The following is an 18,578-nucleotide window of genomic DNA, read 5'->3' as shown; positions in this document are numbered from 1 at the left end:
TATCATGGCCATCCGTCGCATCCTCACCGTCGATAACGCCGCCGATCTGGCGACGCTCAAGAAGATCTCCACCCCCGTCGAGGCGGTGACAGACGACCTGCGCCATCTGATGGATGAGATGCTGGAGACCATGTACGACGCGCCCGGCATCGGCCTGGCGGCCGTGCAGATCGGCGAGCCGATCCGGGTGATCGTCATGGACCTGGCCCGCGAAGGCGAAGAGCCGGCCCCGCGCTATTTCGTCAATCCCGAGATCCTGTCGGCCTCGGAAGAGACGCAAGGCTACGAAGAGGGCTGCCTGTCGGTGCCCGACTATTATGACGACGTCGTGCGCCCCTCGAAGGTGACGCTGCGCTATCTGAACTATCAGGGCGAGACCGTGGTGGACGAGGCCGAGGGCATGTATGCCGTCTGCATCCAGCACGAGATGGACCACCTGGAAGGCGTGCTGTTCATCGACCACCTGTCGCGCCTGCGCCGCGACCGGGCCATCACCAAGGTCAAGAAGGCGCGTCGGGCGGCTTAACTGGCCCCCTCCGGGCCTGCGGCCCTCCTCCCCCATAGGGGGAAGATGAATTCATCCGCCCCCTAAGGGGGCGGACGACCGCGCAGCGGTCAGGTGGGGGCGAGTGACCCCGCCCCCAGAATCCCTACTCCGCCGCCACAGCCTCTGCCTGGCGCGAGCCCATCGGCCGCATATCCAGGTCGGCCATCAGCTGGCTGTCCTCGTCCTGGCCCGGCAGGGGCGTGGTGAGCAGCTTGCCGCCCACGAAGATCGAATTGGCGCCGGCCAGGAAGCACAGGGCCTGCATTTCGCGGCTCATGTCGTCGCGGCCGGCCGACAGGCGCACCATCGAGCGCGGGCAGACGAGACGGGCCACGGCCACGGTGCGCACGAACTCGATCGGATCGATCTCGCCGTCGCGTTTCACCTTGTCGCCCAGCGGCGTACCGGCCACCGGCACCAGCGCATTGACGGGCAGGCTGTCGGGATGGCTGGGCAGGGTGGCCAGCTGGTGCAGCAGGCTGGCCCGGTCGCGGCGCGTCTCGCCCATGCCGACAATGCCGCCGCAGCAGGTGCTCATGCCCGCGTCGCGCACGTGGCTGAGGGTCTCCAGCCGCTCGTCATAGGTGCGGGTGGAGACGACGTCGGCATAGTATTCGGGGCCGGTGTCGAGGTTGTGGTTGTAATAGTCCAGGCCGGCGTCCTTCAGCTGCCTGGCCTGGTCGGCGGTCAGCATGCCCAGGGTGGCGCAGGTCTCGAGGCCCAGCGCCTTGACGCCGCCGATCATGGCGGCCAGGCGGGGCAGGTCGCGGTCCTTCAGCTCACGCCAGGCCGCGCCCATGCAGAAGCGCTGGGCCCCGCCGTCGCGCGCCGCGCGGGCCCGGGCGATGACCTCGTCGGCCTCCATCAGCTTCTCGGCCTTCAGGCCGGTCTTGAAGTGAGCGCTCTGGCTGCAATAGCCGCAGTTCTCGGCGCAGCCGCCGGTCTTGACCGACAGCAGTTGCGAAAGCTGCAGCTCGCTGGGGTCAAACCAGGTCCGATGGACGCTGGCGGCCTGGTAAACCAGTTCCATGAAGGGCAGGTCGAACAGGGCCTCCACCTGGGGCAGGGTCCAGTCGTGGCGGGGCTGGGCGGTATTGATCTGAGTCATGGCGCGAACGTTTGAACCCTGAGCCTGTCCGTTTCAAATGGAATTATCCGAAGCGGAAAAACAGGCCCGTACTGTTGAAACCAGAGCATGGCGACCGTTGGGGACCACCAAATCAACGCGGACGCTCCCAGCATGACGCTTGGCAAGTCAAGGCGCAGACCGCATAGGCCTTGGAGCCAAACGGCGCGCGAGCGGTTAGGGTTGGATGATGGATCGCGAGATCGAGCTCAAGTTCCTGATCGCGCCGGAGACGGCCGACGAGATCCTGTCGCACCTGCAGGGCGAGGAGGCGATTCGCCATCTGGGCGCCACCTACTTCGACACCGCTGACCACGCCCTGCGCCGAGCGGGCTTTGGCCTGCGGGTGCGCGACGGCGAGGGCGGCCGCAAGCAGACCCTGAAATCGGCCTCGGCCGGCGGCGTCTTTGCGCGGGGCGAATGGGAGACGGCCATCGCCGGCCCCGGTCCCGACGACGCGGCCCTGGCCGCCACCCCCGCCGCCGGACTGCTGAACGGTCAGGCCCTGACGCCGGTGTTCACCACCAAGGTAGAGCGCATCGTGCGAATGATCCGCCAGGGTGACAGCCTTATCGAAGCGGTCGTCGACCGGGGCGAACTGATCGCCCAGGGCCGCAGCGCCGCCGTGTGCGAACTGGAGCTGGAACTCAAGTCCGGCCCGCCGTCGGCCCTGTTCGATCTGGCCCGCCAGCTGGGCGACTGTGTGCCCCTGCGCCTGTCGCTGGTCAGCAAGGCAGAGCGGGGTTACGGCCTGGTTGCGCCGGTCGAAGCCGGCGCGCCGCGGCGCACCGCAGCGGCGCTGAACCCCGACATGACCGTGGAGCAGGCGCTTCAGGCCATCGGGCGCGAAGACCTGTCGCATCTCTGCGCTGCGGTCGAGGCGCTGCGAGAGCGGCCAGGCCCTGAAGGCGTGCATCAGTTGCGCGTGGCGATCCGGCGGCTTCGGGCCCTGCTCAAGACGTTCAAGGCTCTGGCGGGCGACCCCGAGGCGCGCGCCCTGGACGCCGCCCTGGACGCCCTGGCCGCCGAGCTGGACGCGGCCCGCGAGCTTGACGTCTTCATCGCCGAGATCTGGCGTCCGGCCAGCGAGGCCGAGGCTTCGCCCGCCATGGCCGCCTTCGGCCGCGCGCTGCTGGCGGCCCAGGCAAAAGCCTATCTGCGCATGGAGGCGGCCCTGGAGGGCCGGGCCGCCCGCGCCCTGCTGCTGGAGGCCGCCGCCTGGCTGGAGGCCGGCCCCTGGTCAAGCGATCCGGCGCTGGCGGCATTGCGCAAGGGCTCGGCCGCCGCCTTTGCCTCGGCCCTGCTGGATCATCGCCTGCATGTCGTGCTCAAGCGCGGCGCGTCCCTGGAAACGATGGACCCCGCCGCGCGTCATCGCCTGCGCCTGAAAGCCAAGGTGCTGCGCTACGCCGTTGAAGACCTCGGCGGGCTGTTTCCCGATCATCCCAAACGAACCGCGCGACTGCTGGAGGCCGTGAAGGCCTTACAGGATGCGCTGGGTGCCCTGAACGACCAGGCCAGGGCCGGTGCCCTGGCGCAGGAGGTCGCACTGACGCACGGCGACGCCGGAGCGGCCTTTGCGGCCGGCCAGCTGACCGCCGCCCTGCCCGACCAGACGGCGCGGGACCTGCGCGCAGCCAGCAAGACCCTGGACGCCCTGGCGGCTGCAGAGCCCTCCTGGCCATGACATAAAGATATCTTTATGCGTTAATTGCGCCGAAGGGACAGTCACGGTATAAGCCCCGCAAGACATTCATCGATCCCAGGAGCCGACCGTGGCCGACTACATCGTCAAGGACATCTCGCTCGCCGATTACGGCCGCAAGGAACTCGCCATCGCCGAGACCGAAATGCCCGGTCTGATGGCGACCCGCGCCGAATACGGCCCGGCCCAGGTGCTGAAGGGTGCCCGCATCGCCGGCAGCCTGCACATGACCATCCAGACCGGCGTGCTGATCGAAACTCTCACCGCTCTCGGCGCCGAAGTGCGCTGGGCGTCGTGCAACATCTTCTCGACCCAGGACCACGCCGCCGCGGCCATCGCCGCCTCGGGCGTGCCGGTTTTCGCCTTCAAGGGCGAGAACCTGGTCGAGTACTGGGAATATGCCCACAAGATCTTCGAGTGGCATGACGGCGGCTATCCCAACCTGATCCTCGATGACGGCGGCGACGCCACCCTGCTGTGCGTTCTGGGCCCCAAGGCCGAGAAGGACCCCTCGATCCTCAACAATCCGCAGAACGACGAAGAAGAAGCCCTCTATGCCGTGATGAAGAAGTACCTGGCTGAAAAGCCGGGCTTCTACACCGCCATCCGCAACGCCATCGGCGGCGTGTCGGAAGAAACCACCACGGGCGTCCACCGCCTGTACCAGATGGCCGCCAAGGGCGACCTGCCGTTCCCGGCCATCAACGTCAATGACAGCGTCACCAAGTCCAAGTTCGACAACCTGTACGGCTGCCGCGAAAGCCTGGTCGACGCCATCCGTCGCGGTACCGACGTGATGCTGTCGGGCAAGGTCGCTGTGGTTTGCGGCTATGGCGACGTGGGCAAGGGCTCGGCCGCTTCGCTGCGTCAGGGCGGCGCTCGCGTGATCGTCACCGAAATTGACCCGATCTGCGCCCTGCAGGCGGCGATGGAAGGCTATGAAGTCCAGACCCTGGACGACTGCGCCGGCCGCGCCGACATCTTCGTGACCGCCACGGGCAACAAGGACGTGATCACGGTCGATCACATGCGGGCGATGCGCAACAACGCCATCGTCTGCAACATCGGCCACTTCGACTCGGAAATTCAGGTCGCCGGCCTGAAGAACTTCAAGTGGGACGAGATCAAGCCGCAGGTCCACCACATCGAATTCCCGGACGGCAAGAAGATCATCCTGCTGTCGGAAGGCCGCCTGGTGAACCTGGGCAACGCCACGGGTCACCCCTCGTTCGTGATGTCGGCCAGCTTCACCAACCAGACCCTGGCCCAGATCGAACTGTGGACCAACCGGTCGGCCTACCAGAACCAGGTCTACACCCTGCCCAAGCACCTGGACGAAAAGGTCGCCCTGCTGCACCTGGAAAAGCTGGGCGCCAAGCTGTCGAAGCTGCGTCCCGATCAGGCCGAGTATATCAACGTTCCGGAAAACGGCCCGTTCAAGCCGGATCACTACCGCTACTAGTGCATCTCGCGGAAAAGTGGCCGCCGGTTTTCCGCAAAAGCGATGCGCAAACAAAAAGCTAGGGCAAGGCGTGCGATTCCTGCATCGCGCACCTTGCTCTAGGATCGCCTCACGGTGAACGGATCAGGCCCGCTCGCGGAAACGCGGCGGGCCTTTTTCGTTTCAGGAGATGACGCCCTGTTCAAGGTCGCGAGGGTCCGCTAAGCCGCTTGGCATGCCTTTAGCTTTGATCATCTCCAGCCATGTCGCCGGCAGCCAGGTCGGCGCGTCGGCCCAGTCGGCGGCCCTGGTGCAGTTCAAGATCGACTCGATGGTCGTGCCGACCGTGCTGTTTGGCCGTCATCCCGGATGGGGCCTGCCCGGAGGGGCGCCGGCGCCCATCGAGGTGATCGAGGGCATGCTGGACGGCATTGAGGCCAATGGCCTGTTTGGCCTGACCGACCTGGTGATCACCGGCTATTTCGCGACCGGTGCCCAGGTGCGCGCCGCCGCCCGGGCCATCGACGCCGTGCGCGAGGCCCCGCGCGAGGGGGCCAGCGCCCGCCGGCCCACGGTGATCGTCGATCCCACCATGGGCGACGCCGGCAAGGGCCTGTATGTCTCGACCGAGGTGGCGCAGGCCATTACCGACGAGCTGATCCCCCGCGCCGACGTGGTGGCCTGCAACGCCTGGGAGCTGCAGCGCCTGACCGGCGCCGACGCCCGCGATCCGCTGTCGGCCATGCGCGCCGCGCGCCTGCTGAACAAGACCACCCTGGTCTCGTCGGTGCATCGCGGGACGGAAATCGGCGTGGTGCTGGCCGACCGCAAGGAGGCCTGGCTGGCCGCCCACGCCAAGGCCGCGCGCGCCCCCAACGGCACCGGCGACCTGCTGACGGCCCTCTACGCCGCCTCGATCCTGGAAGGCCAGACCCTGTCCTACGGCCTGGCCCGCGCCGTGGGCGGGGTGGCCGAGACGGTCACCGCCGCCAATATCTGGAACGCCCCCGAACTGCCCATCGTGGCCATGGGGGCCCGGATCAAGCAGACCTCGCCGACCGTGCGGATCGAGCGGCTGGCTTAAAAGCCCCACTTTTCAACCGTCATCCCGGGCCTCGTGCCCGGGACCCATCTATCCGTCGCAGGGGCGGCTGTATGGCGCGCTGGCGCGCCATTTTGCTTCACCGTCGGCTGAACCCTGGGCCCCGGGAACAAGTCCCGGGGTGACGAGCGGGAGGGGGTGGATGACAACAGGAAGCCCCCTGCGCTAGACCTCTGCCCATGACCGTCGACATCACCGGCTTTTGCCCAGACCGCTTTTCCGCCGTGCGCGAGGCCTTCGCCGCCAATTTCGTTGAGCCCGGCGAGCTGGGTGCCCGCTTTGCCTTTGCCATCGACGGCGAGGTGGTGGTCGACCTGATGGGCGGCCATGCCGACCGCAAGCGCACGTTGGCCTTCGGTCCCGACACCCTCACTCCGCTGTTTTCAACCACCAAGGCCGTCGCGGCCCTGATGGTGGCCCGGCTCGTTGACGAAGGACGGCTGGCCTATGACCAGCCCGTCGCCGATGTGTGGCCGGAATTCGCGCAGAACGGCAAGGGCGAGGTCACGGTCGAGCAGGCCCTGTCGCACCAGGCGGGCCTGTCAGGGTTTCCCGACGAGACCGACCCGGCCATCTGGTTCGACTGGGACGCCACCTGCGCCAAGCTGGCGGCCATGGCCCCGCTGTTCCCGATCGGCTCGGCCAGCGGCTATCACCCGGTGACCTACGGCTATCTGGCCGGCGAGATCTTTCGCCGGGTGGACGGTCGCACGCTGGGGACGGCCCTGCGCGAGGACATCTGCGCGCCCCTGGATCTGGACCTGTGGATCGGCCTGCCTGACAGCGAGCACGAGCGCTGCGCCGAGCTGATGCGGCCCAGCGCCCTGCCCAAGTTCGGCGAGCTGAACGATGCGGTGAAGGCCGCCTTCCTGACGCCCTGGGCGGCGCCGGGCGGACGCGGCACGGGCGACTGGCGACGCGCCGAGATCCCCTCGGCCAATGGCCACGCCACCGCCCCGGCCCTGGCGCGGCTGATGGGGGCTCTGGCCGGCAACGGGACGCTGGACGGTCGCTCGATCATCACCCCGGCCGGCATCCGGGCGGCGACCGCCGAGCGGATCGTCGGCCAGGACCTGGTTTTGCCCTATGTGATCAGCTGGGGCGCGGGCTTCATGCGCAACACGCCCAACATGTTCTATGGCCCCAATCCCGAGACCTTCGGCCATTCCGGCTGGGGTGGCTCGTGCGCCTTCGCCGATCCGGCCACGGGGGTGTCGGGGGCCTATGTGATGAACCGGCAGGGCAATGCCCTGATCGGCGATCCCCGCGCCGTGCGGCTGATCGAGGCGGCTTACGCTTCTTTGTAAGCGGTCACACCACCCGCGTCCGCTTCCAGGCCCCGTAGGCAAACACCGCCACCCCGGCCCAGATGAACGTGAAGGACAGGGCGCGCAGCGGGGTGAAGGCCTCGCCGAGCGCTATGCCGATGCCAAACTGCAGGGTCGGACCGATGAACTGCAGAAAGCCCATGGCGCTGAGCGGCATGCGGCGCGCCGACCAGGCGAACAGGGCCAGGGGCACCACCGTGACCGGCCCGGCCAGCAGCAGCAGGCTGCTGACCCCGGCGCCCGCTCCAAAATGGCCCGCACCGGTCGATTGCAGGTGCAACACATAGATCAGACCCGGCACGGCCAGATAGGCGCACTCGATGAACAGGCCCGTCTGGGCGTCGGCCTGCACCCGCTTGCGCAGGACGCCATAGAGGCAAAAGGTCAGGGCCAGGCCCAGAGCAACCACCGGCAGATGGCCCAAGGCCACCGTCTGGATCGCCACCCCGATCACCGCCAGGCCGATAGCGATCGCGCCCTCGCGGCTGATGCGTTCCCGAAACAGCAGCGCCCCGGCCGCCATGGTCATCAGCGGGTTGATATAATAGCCCAGGCTGGCCTCGATCACGTGGCCGGCATTGACCGCAAACACATAGATCGACCAGTTGATGAAGATCGCCGCCGTCGAGCAGGCCAGGATCAGCAGGGTTTTGGGCTGGCGCAGCACGGCCGCCACCTGCCCCGCCTGGCGGGCCAGCAGCACGGCCAGAAACGCCCACGGCGCGGCCCACAGGGTGCGATGCGCGATCATCTCCCACGCGCCGACGCCCAGCAGGGCCAGGGCGTGGAAGTAGAGCGGCAGGAAGCCCCACAGGGTGTAGCACCCCACAGCCGCCAGCAGCGCGGCCCTGGTCTCGTCCGGGGTCTTGGTCACATCCGCCGACATGGCGTCGTCCTTCGGTCAGAATCGAAAAGGGCTCCCGGAACCTTAGGTCCCGGGAGCCCCTGAAACGTCCACCCGCTTGTTGCGGAGGGCGGTTTAGGCCGGGATCTTCTGCTTGATGAGACCCTTCTCATGCAGCAGCTGCGCGATCTGTACGGCGTTCAGAGCCGCGCCCTTGCGCAGGTTGTCGGCCACGCACCACAGCACGATGCCGTTTTCCACGGTGGGGTCGGTGCGGATGCGCGAGACATAGACCGGGAACTCGCCGGCGCTTTCCTTGGGCGTCATATAGCCGCCGTCCTCGCGCTTATCGATGACTTCCACGCCATCGGCGTCGCGCAGGATCTCGCGGACATCGTCCTCGTCGAGCGGGGTTTCGAACTCGATATTCACCGCCTCGGCATGGCCCACCATGACCGGCACGCGCACGCAGGTGGCGACCAGCTTGATCGACGGATCCAGGATCTTCTTGGTCTCCGCCATCATCTTCCACTCTTCCTTCGTGAAGCCGTCCTCCATGAAGCTGTCGATGTGGGGGATCACGTTGAAGGCGATCTGCTTGGTGAACTTCTTGGGCGGCGGGGCGCCCAGGACGAACACGCCCTTGGTCTGCTCCCAAAGCTCGTCCATGCCCTCCTTGCCCGCGCCCGACACCGACTGGTAGGTCGAGACGACCACGCGCTTGATCTTGGCTTCGTCGTGCAGGGGCTTGAGCACCACCACCAGCTGCGCGGTCGAGCAGTTGGGGTTGGCGATGATGTTCTTGGGCATGTTCAGCACGGCGTCCGGGTTCACTTCCGGCACCACCAGCGGCACGTCCGGATCCATCCGGAAGTGGCTGGAATTGTCGATGACGATCGCGCCGGCCCGGCCGATCTTCTCGCCCCATTCCTTGGAGATCGCGCCGCCAGCGCTCATCAGCACGATGTCGACCGTGCTGAAGTCGAACTGGGCCAGGTCCTCGCAACGCAGGATCTGGTTGCCGAACGAGACCTCGACGCCGATGGATTTGCGGCTGGCGATGGCGTGCATCTTATCGACGGGGAATTTCACTTCCTCGAGGATATTGAACATCTCACGGCCAACATTGCCCGTGGCGCCGACCACGGCGACCCGGTAACCCATAGCGGTCTCCAATTCGTCTTCCCCGACCCATAGTGGCGGGAAGGGTCCCGTTACGCCTAGGGGGGGCGGGAAGCAAGGCAAGGGTTTCTATGGGAGCCTATAGAACCCGCCGGGTGCGGCAATTTTTCACCGCGCCCTAGGGCCGTTTCGGCTGGAACCCCGGCTCGCCAAGGGCCTGCAGCAGGAAGGCCTGCACGTCGGCGGCCAGGGCGTCGCGCTGGGCCTTGGTCGAGCCGATGCCGTGGCCGGCGTCGAAATCGACCCGCAGGCGCACAGGTCCACCGGTGCTGGCAGCCTGCAGCCTGGCCGCCATCTTGGCGGGAACCCAGGCGGGTACGCGGCCGTCGTTCATACCGGCGGTGATCAGAATCGGGGGATAGCGGACACCGTCGACCACATTGGCAAGGGGGCTCATGACCTTCAGGGCGCGATAGCCCTCCGGCGTGGCGACGGAGCCGAACTCGGCGACATTGGCCGGGCCGCCGGGCGTGGTCTCGAACCGAAGCGTATCGGCGATAGGCACGCCCATAAAGGCGGCGGCAAACAGGTCCGGACGCTCGGTGACGGCCCGGCCGATCAGAATGCCGCCGGCGCTGGTCCCCGATCCGGCCAGGCGGTCTTTGGAGGTGTAGCCCTTGTCGATCAGGGCCTCGGCGGCGGCGATGAAGTCGCGCCAGGTGTTGGGTTTGTTGGCTTCCTTGCCGGCCAGGTGCCAGGCCTCGCCATATTCGCCGCCGCCCCGCACCACGGCCGAAGCATAGATCCCGCCCCGCTTCACAAACGGGATCAGGCGGGCCGAGAAGATCGGATCGCTGGCGATGCCATAGGCCCCATAGCCCTCCAGCATGGTCGGGGCCCGGCCGTCCAGCTTCAGCGACTTTAGCCGCATGATGTCGACCAGAATGCGGGTGCCGTCGGCGGCCTTGCCCTCGATCCGCTCGACAATGATGTCGGACAGGTCAACCGGCATCGGCTCGGCGAGCGCCAGGCTGGTTGCCGGAGTCGCGCCACTGATCTGGAAGAGCTCCGACGGCCGGGCCCAGGACTCCAGGCCCATGATCAGGCCGGGCCGGTCCAAGCTTGCAGTGGTGTAGCCGATACTGCCGGGATAGGGCAGGGCCAGGCGCGAGAGCGAGCGGTCCCAGCCCAGCCGCTGGAGGCCGTAGGCCCCGCCCTCGGCGCGCATGAGATAGAGGCCGTCAGCGGCTGCGGTCATGCCGACCAGGGCCCCGCCGTCGCCAGACGGAATCTCCGGGGCCTCTGCAAAGTCCGGAGCCTTAAGGTCAATCTCGATCAGCCGGCCCAGCGGGGCCTTCAGAGTCGTCCCAACCCAGGCCTTGTCGCCCTTCACCACCGGCAGGGCCGTCAACTGCCCCGCCAGACCCAGCAGCATCAGTCGGTCTTCAGCGCCTGCGATCTTGCGCCAGACCGGCTTGCCGGCCAGGACCGCCTTGGCCGGCGAGACCCAGGCCAGGGCATAGGGCGAGACACCGTCCACGATGACGGCAAACACCCAGTCCGAACGGTCCGGCCAGTAAAGAATGGGACCGCCGTCGCGGCCCAGCGTACTGTCGGGGCGGCTGGCCTCAAACACCAGCTGGTCGCGGGCAGCATCCTCGCCGACCACATGCCGCCAAAGAGCCTGGTCCTTGAAGCGATCCTCGGGATCGTCGCCGGGCTTGGGGGCCTTGAGCCGGGCATAGTAGAAGCTCTTGCTGTCGGGGGCCCATACCGGGATGGCAAACCGGGCCCGGTCGATGGCTTCGGCCAGCACCTTGCCGGTGGAGAGATCCATGACGTGGAGGACCGCATCCTCCGAGCCACCCCGGGCGATGGTATAGGCCAGATAGCGGTTGTCAGGTGACGGCGAATAGTTGGACAGGCTGGCCGCGCCGCCCTCGTCCGACAGCCTGTCGGGCGCGATCAGCTCGCGGACCGGTCCCCCGGCGATATTGCGCACATAGAGCCGGTTCACCGACGCCCCGGCCGGACGTTTCTGGAAGTAGAGCTGGTCGCCGTTCAGGCCCGGCACCGACGGCACCACGGCGGCGGCGCTGATCGCGGCGATCTCGTCCCCGAGGGCCTTGCGGCCTGGCAGGGCAGCGATCTCGCTGCGGGTGACCGTGTCCTGGGCCTTCATCCAGGCCTCGAACTCGGGCGAGCGTGTCTCCATCCAGCGATAGCCGTCAACGACGGACTCACCGAAATAGACATCCGTGACGGGGCGGACCGGGGCGGCCGGCGGCTGCTGCGCCAGGGCCGGCAGAGTCACAGCCATACTCAGACCCAAGGCCAACAAGACCTGTCGCATGGCGTGTCCCCCTCACTGTCCAGCCGGCGCGATCAGGCTTGGAAAACCGCCGTTCGTCAAGAACCGGCCGGGGCCTCGCCGAGCAGGTGCGCCCGCCATGCGGAGCGCAGAACCTTCTTGTCGATCTTGCCGGTCGCGGTCAGGGGCACGGCGGCGAACACCACGTCATCCGGCGTCCACCACTTGACGATGCGCGGGACCAGATAGTCGAGCACCTGGGCCCTCGTGAGCGCGACACCCTCGTGGGTCTCGATGACCAGTAGTGGCCGCTCTTCCCACTTGGGATGCGGCACGCCGATCACGGCGGCGATCTTCACCCCCGGACAACCCACCGCGACATTCTCCAGATCGATGGAGCTGATCCACTCGCCGCCGGACTTGATGACGTCCTTCTGGCGGTCAGTGATGCGCATGAAGCCGTGCTCATCCAGGGTGGCGATGTCGCCGGTGTCGAACCAGCCGTCAGCCTCGGCGGCATCGGCCTCCTGGCGGAAATAGCGCTTCACCACCCAGGGCCCGCGCACCTTCAGCGCGCCGGAGCTCTCGCCGTCGCGCGGGGCATCAGAGCCGTCCTCGGCCTCGACCTTCAGCTCAATGCCGAACTGCAGTCGGCCCTGGCGGGTCCAGATGGCCTCGTCCATGGCCTCTTCCCCCAGGGCCGCCAGGGACGGGGTCGGGGTGGCGACTACCCCGATCGGGCAGGTCTCGGTCATGCCCCAGATCTGCAGCACCGAGACGCCATAGAGGCGCTTGAAAGTCTCGGCCATGGCGCGCGGCACGGCGCTGCCGCCGATCACGACCCTCTTGAGACTGTCCGGCCGCTGGCCGGTCTGGTCCAGCCAGGTCAGATACATGGTCCAGATGGTCGGCACGCCGCCGGTGAAGGTGACGCCCTCACCCTCGATCAGGGCATGCAGCGAGGCCCCGTCCATCTTGTCGGCGGGCAGGACCAGCTTGGTCCCGCAGATCGGGGCGCTGAACGGCAGGCCCCAGGCGGTGGCGTGATAGAGGCTGGAGCACGGCATCACCACGTCGAAGGCGGTGAAACCGAAGGCGCTGTTGAGGCCGCCGGCCATGGCGTGCAGCACCACCGCCCGGTGCGAATACAGCACCCCCTTGGGATCACCCGTGGTGCCCGAGGTGTAGCAGAGGAAGGCCCCGGTATTTTCGTCGAAGCTGGGCCAGTCGATGGCATCAGCCTCGCCGGCGATCAGGCGCTCATAGCTGAGCGCCCCGACCGTGCCGGGGATGGTGCGCTCTTCGTCCGACAGCATGACGAAGGTCTTCACAGTGGTCAGCTGCGGCGCGATCCGCTCGACCAGGGCCGCGAAATTGCGGTCGAAGAACAGCACCCCGCTTTCCGCATGGTTGATCGTGTAGATGATCTGCTCGTCGAACAGGCGGGGATTGGCCGTGTGCAGCACCGCGCCGATCCCAGGCACGGCATAGAACAGCTCCAGATGCCGGTGGGTGTTCCAGGCCAGCGAGGTGACCCGGTCGCCGGGCTGGACGCCCAGCCGCAGCAGCGCATGGGCCAGCTGAGCCGAGCGCCGGGCCAGACCCGCATAGTCGTAGCGCCAGACCGGCTCGTCGATCAGCTTGGAGACGACCTCACGCGCGCCATGGGCCTGCTGCGCATAGGTGAGAATCCCGCTGATCATCAGCGGCGTGGTCTGCATCAGGCCCGGTGTCATGCGCGGCGCTCCCCTTTTTATGGTTGGGAGGAGCGTAGGGCGAGGGATGGGGGTTGGGGAAGGGGTTGAAGCGATAGATGCTCCCCCTCTGGGGGAGCTGTCGCGGAGCGACTGAGGGGGCTTCTCGGCTTCGGCCGCGCTGCCCCCTCCGGCCCTCCGGGCCACCTCCCCCAGAGGGGGAGGATCTTGATCAGAGCGCCTTGAGCACCGCGTCGCCCATTTCCACGGTCGATAGCGACCCGCCCAGATCGCGGGTGCGAGCCCCGGTGTCCAGGGCGGCCTTGACGGCGGCCAGCAGGGCGTCGGCGGCGGGGGCCCGGCCCAGCGACCAGCGCAGGGCCATCTCGAACGAGAGGATGGCGGCCAGCGGATTGGCCACGCCCTGGCCGGCGATGTCGGGGGCCGAGCCGTGGATGGGCTCGTACAGGCCCGGCTTGCCGGCTGCGCCGAGCGCCGCCGAGGGCAGCATGCCCAGCGAGCCGGTCAGCATGGCGGCCGCGTCCGACAGGATGTCGCCAAACAGGTTGTCGGTGACGATGACGTCGAACTGCTTGGGGGCGCGCACCAGCTGCATGGCGCAGTTGTCGGCCAGGATGTGCTCCAGTTGGACGTCCGGATACTCGCGGGCGTGCAGGTCGGTGATCACCTGCTTCCACAGCAGGCCCGATTCCATGACGTTGGACTTCTCGGCCGAGTGGACCTTGTTGGTGCGACCCCGGGCCAGTTCGAAGGCCACGCGTCCGACGCGCTCGATCTCGCTGGTCGTGTAGACGGCTGTGTCGAAGCCCTTCTTCTGGCCGTCCGGCAGGTCCTCGATGCCGCGCGGCTGGCCGAAATAGACGCCGCCGACCAGTTCGCGGACGAACATGATGTCGAGGCCCGAGACCAGCTCGGTCTTCAGGCTGGAGGCTCCGGCCAGGGCTTCGAAACAATAGGCCGGGCGCAGGTTGGCATAGACGTCCATGGCCTTGCGCAGGTTCAGCAGGCCGGCTTCCGGGCGCAGATGGCGCGGGGCGTCCTTCCACTTTGGCCCACCGACGGCCCCCATCAGCACCGCGCCGCTGGCCAGGGCCCGATCACGGACCTCGTCGGTCAGGGGCGTGCCGTGGGCGTCATAGCTGGCCCCGCCATAGATGGCCTCCTCGACCACCAGGTCCGGGGTAAGGGCCGCCGCGACGCGACGCACCTGGCCGCAGACCTCGGGACCGATGCCGTCACCCGGCAGGAGGAGAAGCGTGGACATGGAAGGCTCTCTTCAGATCTTGCGGTAGTTGGAAACGTCGAAGGACGACAGGTTGCGGTCAAAGGTGCCCAGGTCCGCACAGGCGGCGCGCCAGGCGGCCATGTGCAGACTGGCCCGATGGAACGCCAGGGCGTCCTCATCGACGAAGTGCTCATAGACCCGGATCAGGCCCGGATCGAGGGGGTCTTCGGTCAGGGCATAGTCCAGGCAGCCCGGCTCGCCCCGGGTGCCCTCGACCTGGGCCCGCAGGTGGGGACGCAACGCGGCCAGGCGCTCGGGCGCGATACGGATGGTGCCGGCGAGGATGATGGTCATGGGTTTCCGCCCTAAAAGCTTGTCATCCCGGCCCCTCGGGTCGCGCGAAGCGCGCGCCCAAGGGTAAACTCAGCGCAGCGGAGAGCCGGGACCCAGGGGCAACCGCGATGCGCCGACCCCTGGGTCCCGGATCACGCCTGCGGCGCGTCCGGGATGACAATATGTTTTTGACCTAAGCTTCCAGCCAGGGCCGGTCCAGCGCCCGCTTGCTCTCGAACAGGTCGATGTCGCCACCTTGCAGCAGGGTCTCGCCGATGGCGTCCAGGCCGCGCAGCATCTTGTCCTTGCGCTGGGGGTCGATCTGGAAGCTGAAGGTCTTGCCCGAGGGCGAGATCACCGTCTGGGCTTCCAGGTCGATGCTGACCATGTGGTTGCCGCCCTTGGCCTCGTCCATCAGCTGGGCGACCTCCTCGGGGGCCAGCACCACGGGCAACAGGCCGTTGCTGAAGCAGTTGTTGTTGAAGATGTCGGCGAAGCTGGTCGAGATCACGGCCATGATCCCAAAATCCATCAGGGCCCAGGGCGCATGCTCGCGCGACGAGCCGCAGCCGAAATTGTCGCCGGCGATCAGCACGCTGGCACCCTTGTATTCGGGCCGGTTGAGCACGAAGTCGCTGATCTCCTGGCCTTCGCCGTCGAAGCGGAAATCGTAGAACAGCCCCTTGGCCAGACCCTCGCGCTCGACGGTCTTGAGGAACTGCTTGGGGATGATCTGGTCGGTGTCGATATTGGCCAGCGACAGGGGGACGGCGCGGCCGTCGAGGCGGGTGAAGGCCTGCATCAGACAGTCTCCTCAAGGAAGGTCCGCACATCCACCAGATGCCCCGCGATCGCCGCCGCCGCCGCCATGGCGGGGGAGACCAGGTGCGTGCGGCCGCCGCGGCCCTGACGGCCTTCGAAGTTGCGGTTGCTGGTCGAGGCGCAACGCTCGCCCGGGGCCAGCTTGTCGGGGTTCATGGCCAGGCACATCGAGCAGCCCGGTTCGCGCCAGTCAAAGCCGGCGGCCTTGAAGATGGCGTCCAGCCCCTCTTCCTCGGCCTGTTCCTTCACCAGGCCCGAGCCCGGCACGACCATCGCCTTGACGTGGTCAGCCACCAGACGGCCGTGCAGGAAGGCTTCCTGCACCACGGCGGCGGCGGCGCGCATGTCCTCAATCCGGCTGTTGGTGCACGAGCCGATGAACACCCGGTCGATGCGGGCTTCCGAGATCGGCTGACCGGCGGTCAGGCCCATATAGTCCAGCGCCCGATGGGCGGCGGCGCGCTTGTCGGGCGTGGCGAAGCTTTCGGGGTCGGGCACATTGCCGGTCACCGGAATGACGTCCTCAGGGCTGGTGCCCCAGGTGACCATGGGAACCAGGGCTGCGCCGTCGATGACCACGGTGCGGTCGAACACCGCGCCGTCGTCGGTGGAGAAGCTCTTCCAGTGGCTCAGGGCCATCTCCCAGGCCGCGCCCTTGGGGGCGGCGGGCTTGCCCTGGATATAGGCATAGGTCTTGTCGTCGGGCGCGATCAGCCCCGCCTTGGCCCCGCCCTCGATGGTCAGGTTGCACAGGGTCATGCGGCCTTCCATCGACAGTTCGCGTACGGCCTGGCCGGCGAACTCGATGACATAGCCGGTGCCGCCGGCGGTGCCGATCTCGCCGATCACGGCCAGGGCGATGTCCTTGCCGGTGACGCCTGGGGCCAGCGAGCCGTCGACGCGGACCAGCATGTTCTTCGACTTCTTCTGGCGCAGGGTCTGGGTGGCCAGGACGTGCTCGACTTCAGAAGTGCCGATGCCGTGGGCCAGGGCCCCGAAGGCCCCATGGGTCGAGGTGTGGCTGTCGCCGCAGACAATGGTCATGCCCGGCTGGGTGCGGCCCTGCTCGGGCCCGACCACATGGACGATGCCGTTGCGGATATCGCCCATCGGGAAGAATTCGATGCCGTTGTCGGCGACATTGCGAGCCAGGGTCTTCAGCTGCAGCCGGGCCTCTTCGTCGGCCACAGCGTCGATCCCCAGGCCCTGGCCTTCGGTCGGGATATTGTGGTCGGCCACGGCCAGGGTGCGGTCGGGACGGCGCACCTTGCGACCCGCCGCGCGCAGGCCGGCGAAGGCCTGGGGCGTGGTCACCTCATGGATCAGGTGCAGGTCGATATAGAGGATCACCTCGCCGCCGGTTTCGCTGACGAGATGAGCGTCCCAGATCTTGTCGTACAGGGTTCTGGGCGCGGATTGGGGGGAGGGTTGGCCGGACATGGCGGGGATATAGGGCGGATCATGCGTGGAAATCCAGCCCTGCCCCCGCCTCGCGACAGATTCTTGCCCGAAGCGAGCCGTGGCCGGGAGCCCGGACGACTAAGGGCGCACCCGGAAGAGCGCGCCCTTGCATCGTTTCTTACGTTCGGGGGCCGATGGGCTCCGCCCGAAGCGGGCCACCCTCTTGAAAGAGAGCGGTCTGGAAGCCCGTCGCCGGAGCGGCGGGGGTGAACCAAGCCTCTGCCCGACCCCGCCGCCTGTCAAGAAGCGTGCATACGCACGAAAGGGCGATTTCGCCCGGATTGGGCGGAGCGGACAAAGAAAAAGGCCCCGGCGTTTCCGCCAGGGCCTCGTTCAATCGCCAGGAAGGGCTGCTTATTCAGCGGCGCCCTTTTCCTTGCGGACGGTCTGGCGCTCGGCGATACGGGCCGACTTACCGCGACGGTCGCGCAGATAGTAGAGCTTGGCGCGACGGACGACGCCGCGACGCTTCACTTCGATGCTTTCGATGTTGGGCGACAGCAGCGGGAACAGACGCTCCACGCCTTCGCCGAACGAGATCTTGCGGACGGTGAAGCTCTCATGGATGCCGGCGCCGGCGCGGGCGATGCAGACGCCCTCGTAGGCCTGAACGCGTTCGCGCTCGCCTTCCTTGATCTTCACGTTGACGCGCAGGGTGTCGCCGGCCTGGAAGTCGGGGATCGCCCGGACGGCCAGCAGACGCGCAGATTCTTCCTGCTCGAGTTGCTTGATGATGTTGATCGCCATGTCTTCAGTCTCCTTTGGGCTTACCCTTTGTCGGGCCGCCTTTTGCCTGTTGATTGGCGAGATGCGCTGACCAGAGATCGGGGCGCCGCTCGCGGGTGGTTTCTTCACGCATACTGGACCGCCATTGCGCGACCCGCTTGTGGTCGCCCGACAGCAGCACCTCGGGGATATCCAGTCCTTCGAACGTCCGCGGTCGCGTATATTGCGGATGCTCGAGGAGGCCGTCCTCGAAGCTTTCTTCCAGCGTGCTCTCGATGTTCCCCAGCACACCCGGGGCAAGTCGAACGCACGCCTCGATCACGACCATCGCTGCGGCCTCGCCACCGGCAAGAACCGCGTCTCCGACCGAGACCTCCTCGAACCCCCGGGCGTCGAGCACCCGCTGGTCCACCCCCTCGAAACGGCCGCACAGGACGATGATCCCGGGTGCCTCGCTCCATTGCCGAACACGCGCCTGGGTCAGGGGCCGACCCCGGGCGCTCATGTACAAAAGCGGCCGCCCACCGACGTCCACGCTGTCGAGCGCAGAGGCGATGACGTCCGCTTTGAGTACCGCTCCCGCGCCGCCGCCCGCAGGGGTGTCGTCGAGGAAGCCGCGCTTATCCTTGGAAAAGCCCCGAATGTCCAGTGTTTCCAAACGCCACAGGTCCTGCTCGCGCCAGGCGGTCCCGATCATTGAGACACCGAGCGGGCCGGGAAAGGCCTCGGGGAACATGGTCATGACGGTAGCGGTGAACGGCATGAGGGCT

At 67.4% G+C, this 18,578-nt stretch carries 16 protein-coding genes; 5 read left to right on the top strand and 11 right to left on the bottom strand.

The features are described 5' to 3' along the window. Window positions 1–4: 4 nt before the first annotated feature. Window positions 5–526: a peptide deformylase gene (def, locus tag ACW179_RS06795; RefSeq protein ID WP_492063541.1), complete on the top strand. Its 522-nt coding sequence runs from the start codon at window positions 5–7 to the stop codon at window positions 524–526. Window positions 527–650: 124 nt separating this feature from the next. Here def and bioB read toward each other — a convergent pair whose 3' ends face one another. Next, a complete protein-coding gene (gene bioB / locus ACW179_RS06790) occupies window positions 651–1,655 on the bottom strand; it encodes a biotin synthase BioB (RefSeq protein WP_492063540.1) in 1,005 nt (334 codons plus the stop codon). Between the two features lie 208 nt (window positions 1,656–1,863). Here bioB and ACW179_RS06785 point away from each other — a divergent pair, with 208 nt between their 5' ends. The 4 genes from ACW179_RS06785 (at window position 1,864) to ACW179_RS06770 (ending at window position 7,228) form a co-directional block, all read left to right on the top strand. Next, a complete protein-coding gene (locus ACW179_RS06785; protein ID WP_492063539.1) occupies window positions 1,864–3,360 on the top strand; it encodes a CYTH and CHAD domain-containing protein in 1,497 nt (498 codons plus the stop codon). An 88-nt stretch (window positions 3,361–3,448) separates the two neighbouring features. Then, window positions 3,449–4,840, top strand: coding sequence for an adenosylhomocysteinase (gene ahcY / locus ACW179_RS06780; RefSeq protein ID WP_492063538.1), 1,392 nt, complete (start codon window positions 3,449–3,451; stop codon window positions 4,838–4,840). Window positions 4,841–5,054: 214 nt separating this feature from the next. Beyond that, window positions 5,055–5,903: a pyridoxal kinase gene (locus ACW179_RS06775; protein WP_492063537.1), complete on the top strand. Its 849-nt coding sequence runs from the start codon at window positions 5,055–5,057 to the stop codon at window positions 5,901–5,903. Window positions 5,904–6,100: 197 nt separating this feature from the next. Continuing rightward, window positions 6,101–7,228: a serine hydrolase domain-containing protein gene (locus ACW179_RS06770; RefSeq protein ID WP_492063536.1), complete on the top strand. Its 1,128-nt coding sequence runs from the start codon at window positions 6,101–6,103 to the stop codon at window positions 7,226–7,228. Between the two features lie 4 nt (window positions 7,229–7,232). Here the strand turns inward: ACW179_RS06770 and rarD are convergent, their stop codons facing one another. The 10 genes from rarD to trmD form a co-directional block, all read right to left on the bottom strand. Then, window positions 7,233–8,135 carry an EamA family transporter RarD gene (rarD, locus tag ACW179_RS06765; RefSeq protein WP_492063535.1) on the bottom strand — a complete coding sequence of 301 codons (903 nt, stop codon included), beginning with the start codon at window positions 8,133–8,135 and terminating at the stop codon, window positions 7,233–7,235. A 93-nt stretch (window positions 8,136–8,228) separates the two neighbouring features. Then, entirely contained in the window at window positions 8,229–9,257 is a 1,029-nt protein-coding gene (locus ACW179_RS06760) for an aspartate-semialdehyde dehydrogenase (protein WP_492063534.1), read from the bottom strand. Between the two features lie 136 nt (window positions 9,258–9,393). Further along, on the bottom strand, window positions 9,394–11,535 hold the full coding sequence (locus tag ACW179_RS06755; protein ID WP_492063533.1) for a prolyl oligopeptidase family serine peptidase: 2,142 nt from the start codon (window positions 11,533–11,535) through the stop codon (window positions 9,394–9,396). 89 nt (window positions 11,536–11,624) lie between these two features. Continuing rightward, on the bottom strand, window positions 11,625–13,262 hold the full coding sequence (locus ACW179_RS06750; RefSeq protein ID WP_492063532.1) for a long-chain fatty acid--CoA ligase: 1,638 nt from the start codon (window positions 13,260–13,262) through the stop codon (window positions 11,625–11,627). A gap of 190 nt (window positions 13,263–13,452) precedes the next feature. Then, window positions 13,453–14,505 (bottom strand): 3-isopropylmalate dehydrogenase, encoded by a 1,053-nt coding sequence (leuB, locus tag ACW179_RS06745; RefSeq protein ID WP_492063531.1) that lies wholly within the window; start codon window positions 14,503–14,505, stop codon window positions 13,453–13,455. Window positions 14,506–14,517: 12 nt separating this feature from the next. Next, window positions 14,518–14,820 (bottom strand): putative quinol monooxygenase, encoded by a 303-nt coding sequence (locus ACW179_RS06740; RefSeq protein WP_492063530.1) that lies wholly within the window; start codon window positions 14,818–14,820, stop codon window positions 14,518–14,520. Between the two features lie 172 nt (window positions 14,821–14,992). Next, entirely contained in the window at window positions 14,993–15,601 is a 609-nt protein-coding gene (gene leuD, locus ACW179_RS06735) for a 3-isopropylmalate dehydratase small subunit (RefSeq protein WP_492063529.1), read from the bottom strand. Beyond that, window positions 15,601–17,061 (bottom strand): 3-isopropylmalate dehydratase large subunit, encoded by a 1,461-nt coding sequence (gene leuC, locus ACW179_RS06730; protein WP_492063528.1) that lies wholly within the window; start codon window positions 17,059–17,061, stop codon window positions 15,601–15,603. Before leuC ends, leuD begins: the two co-directional genes overlap by 1 nt. A 375-nt stretch (window positions 17,062–17,436) precedes the next feature. Then, window positions 17,437–17,829, bottom strand: a complete 393-nt coding sequence (gene rplS / locus ACW179_RS06725; protein ID WP_425999351.1) for a 50S ribosomal protein L19 — start codon at window positions 17,827–17,829, stop codon at window positions 17,437–17,439. Between the two features lie 4 nt (window positions 17,830–17,833). Beyond that, window positions 17,834–18,571 (bottom strand): tRNA (guanosine(37)-N1)-methyltransferase TrmD, encoded by a 738-nt coding sequence (gene trmD / locus ACW179_RS06720; protein ID WP_492063527.1) that lies wholly within the window; start codon window positions 18,569–18,571, stop codon window positions 17,834–17,836. Between the last annotated feature and the right edge of the window lie 7 nt (window positions 18,572–18,578).

The sequence above is a fragment of the Caulobacter sp. AVps18 genome (genome assembly GCF_058681425.1).
The sequence above is the reverse complement of the archived record's forward strand: the minus strand, read 5'-3'. Positions and strand labels throughout refer to the sequence as shown.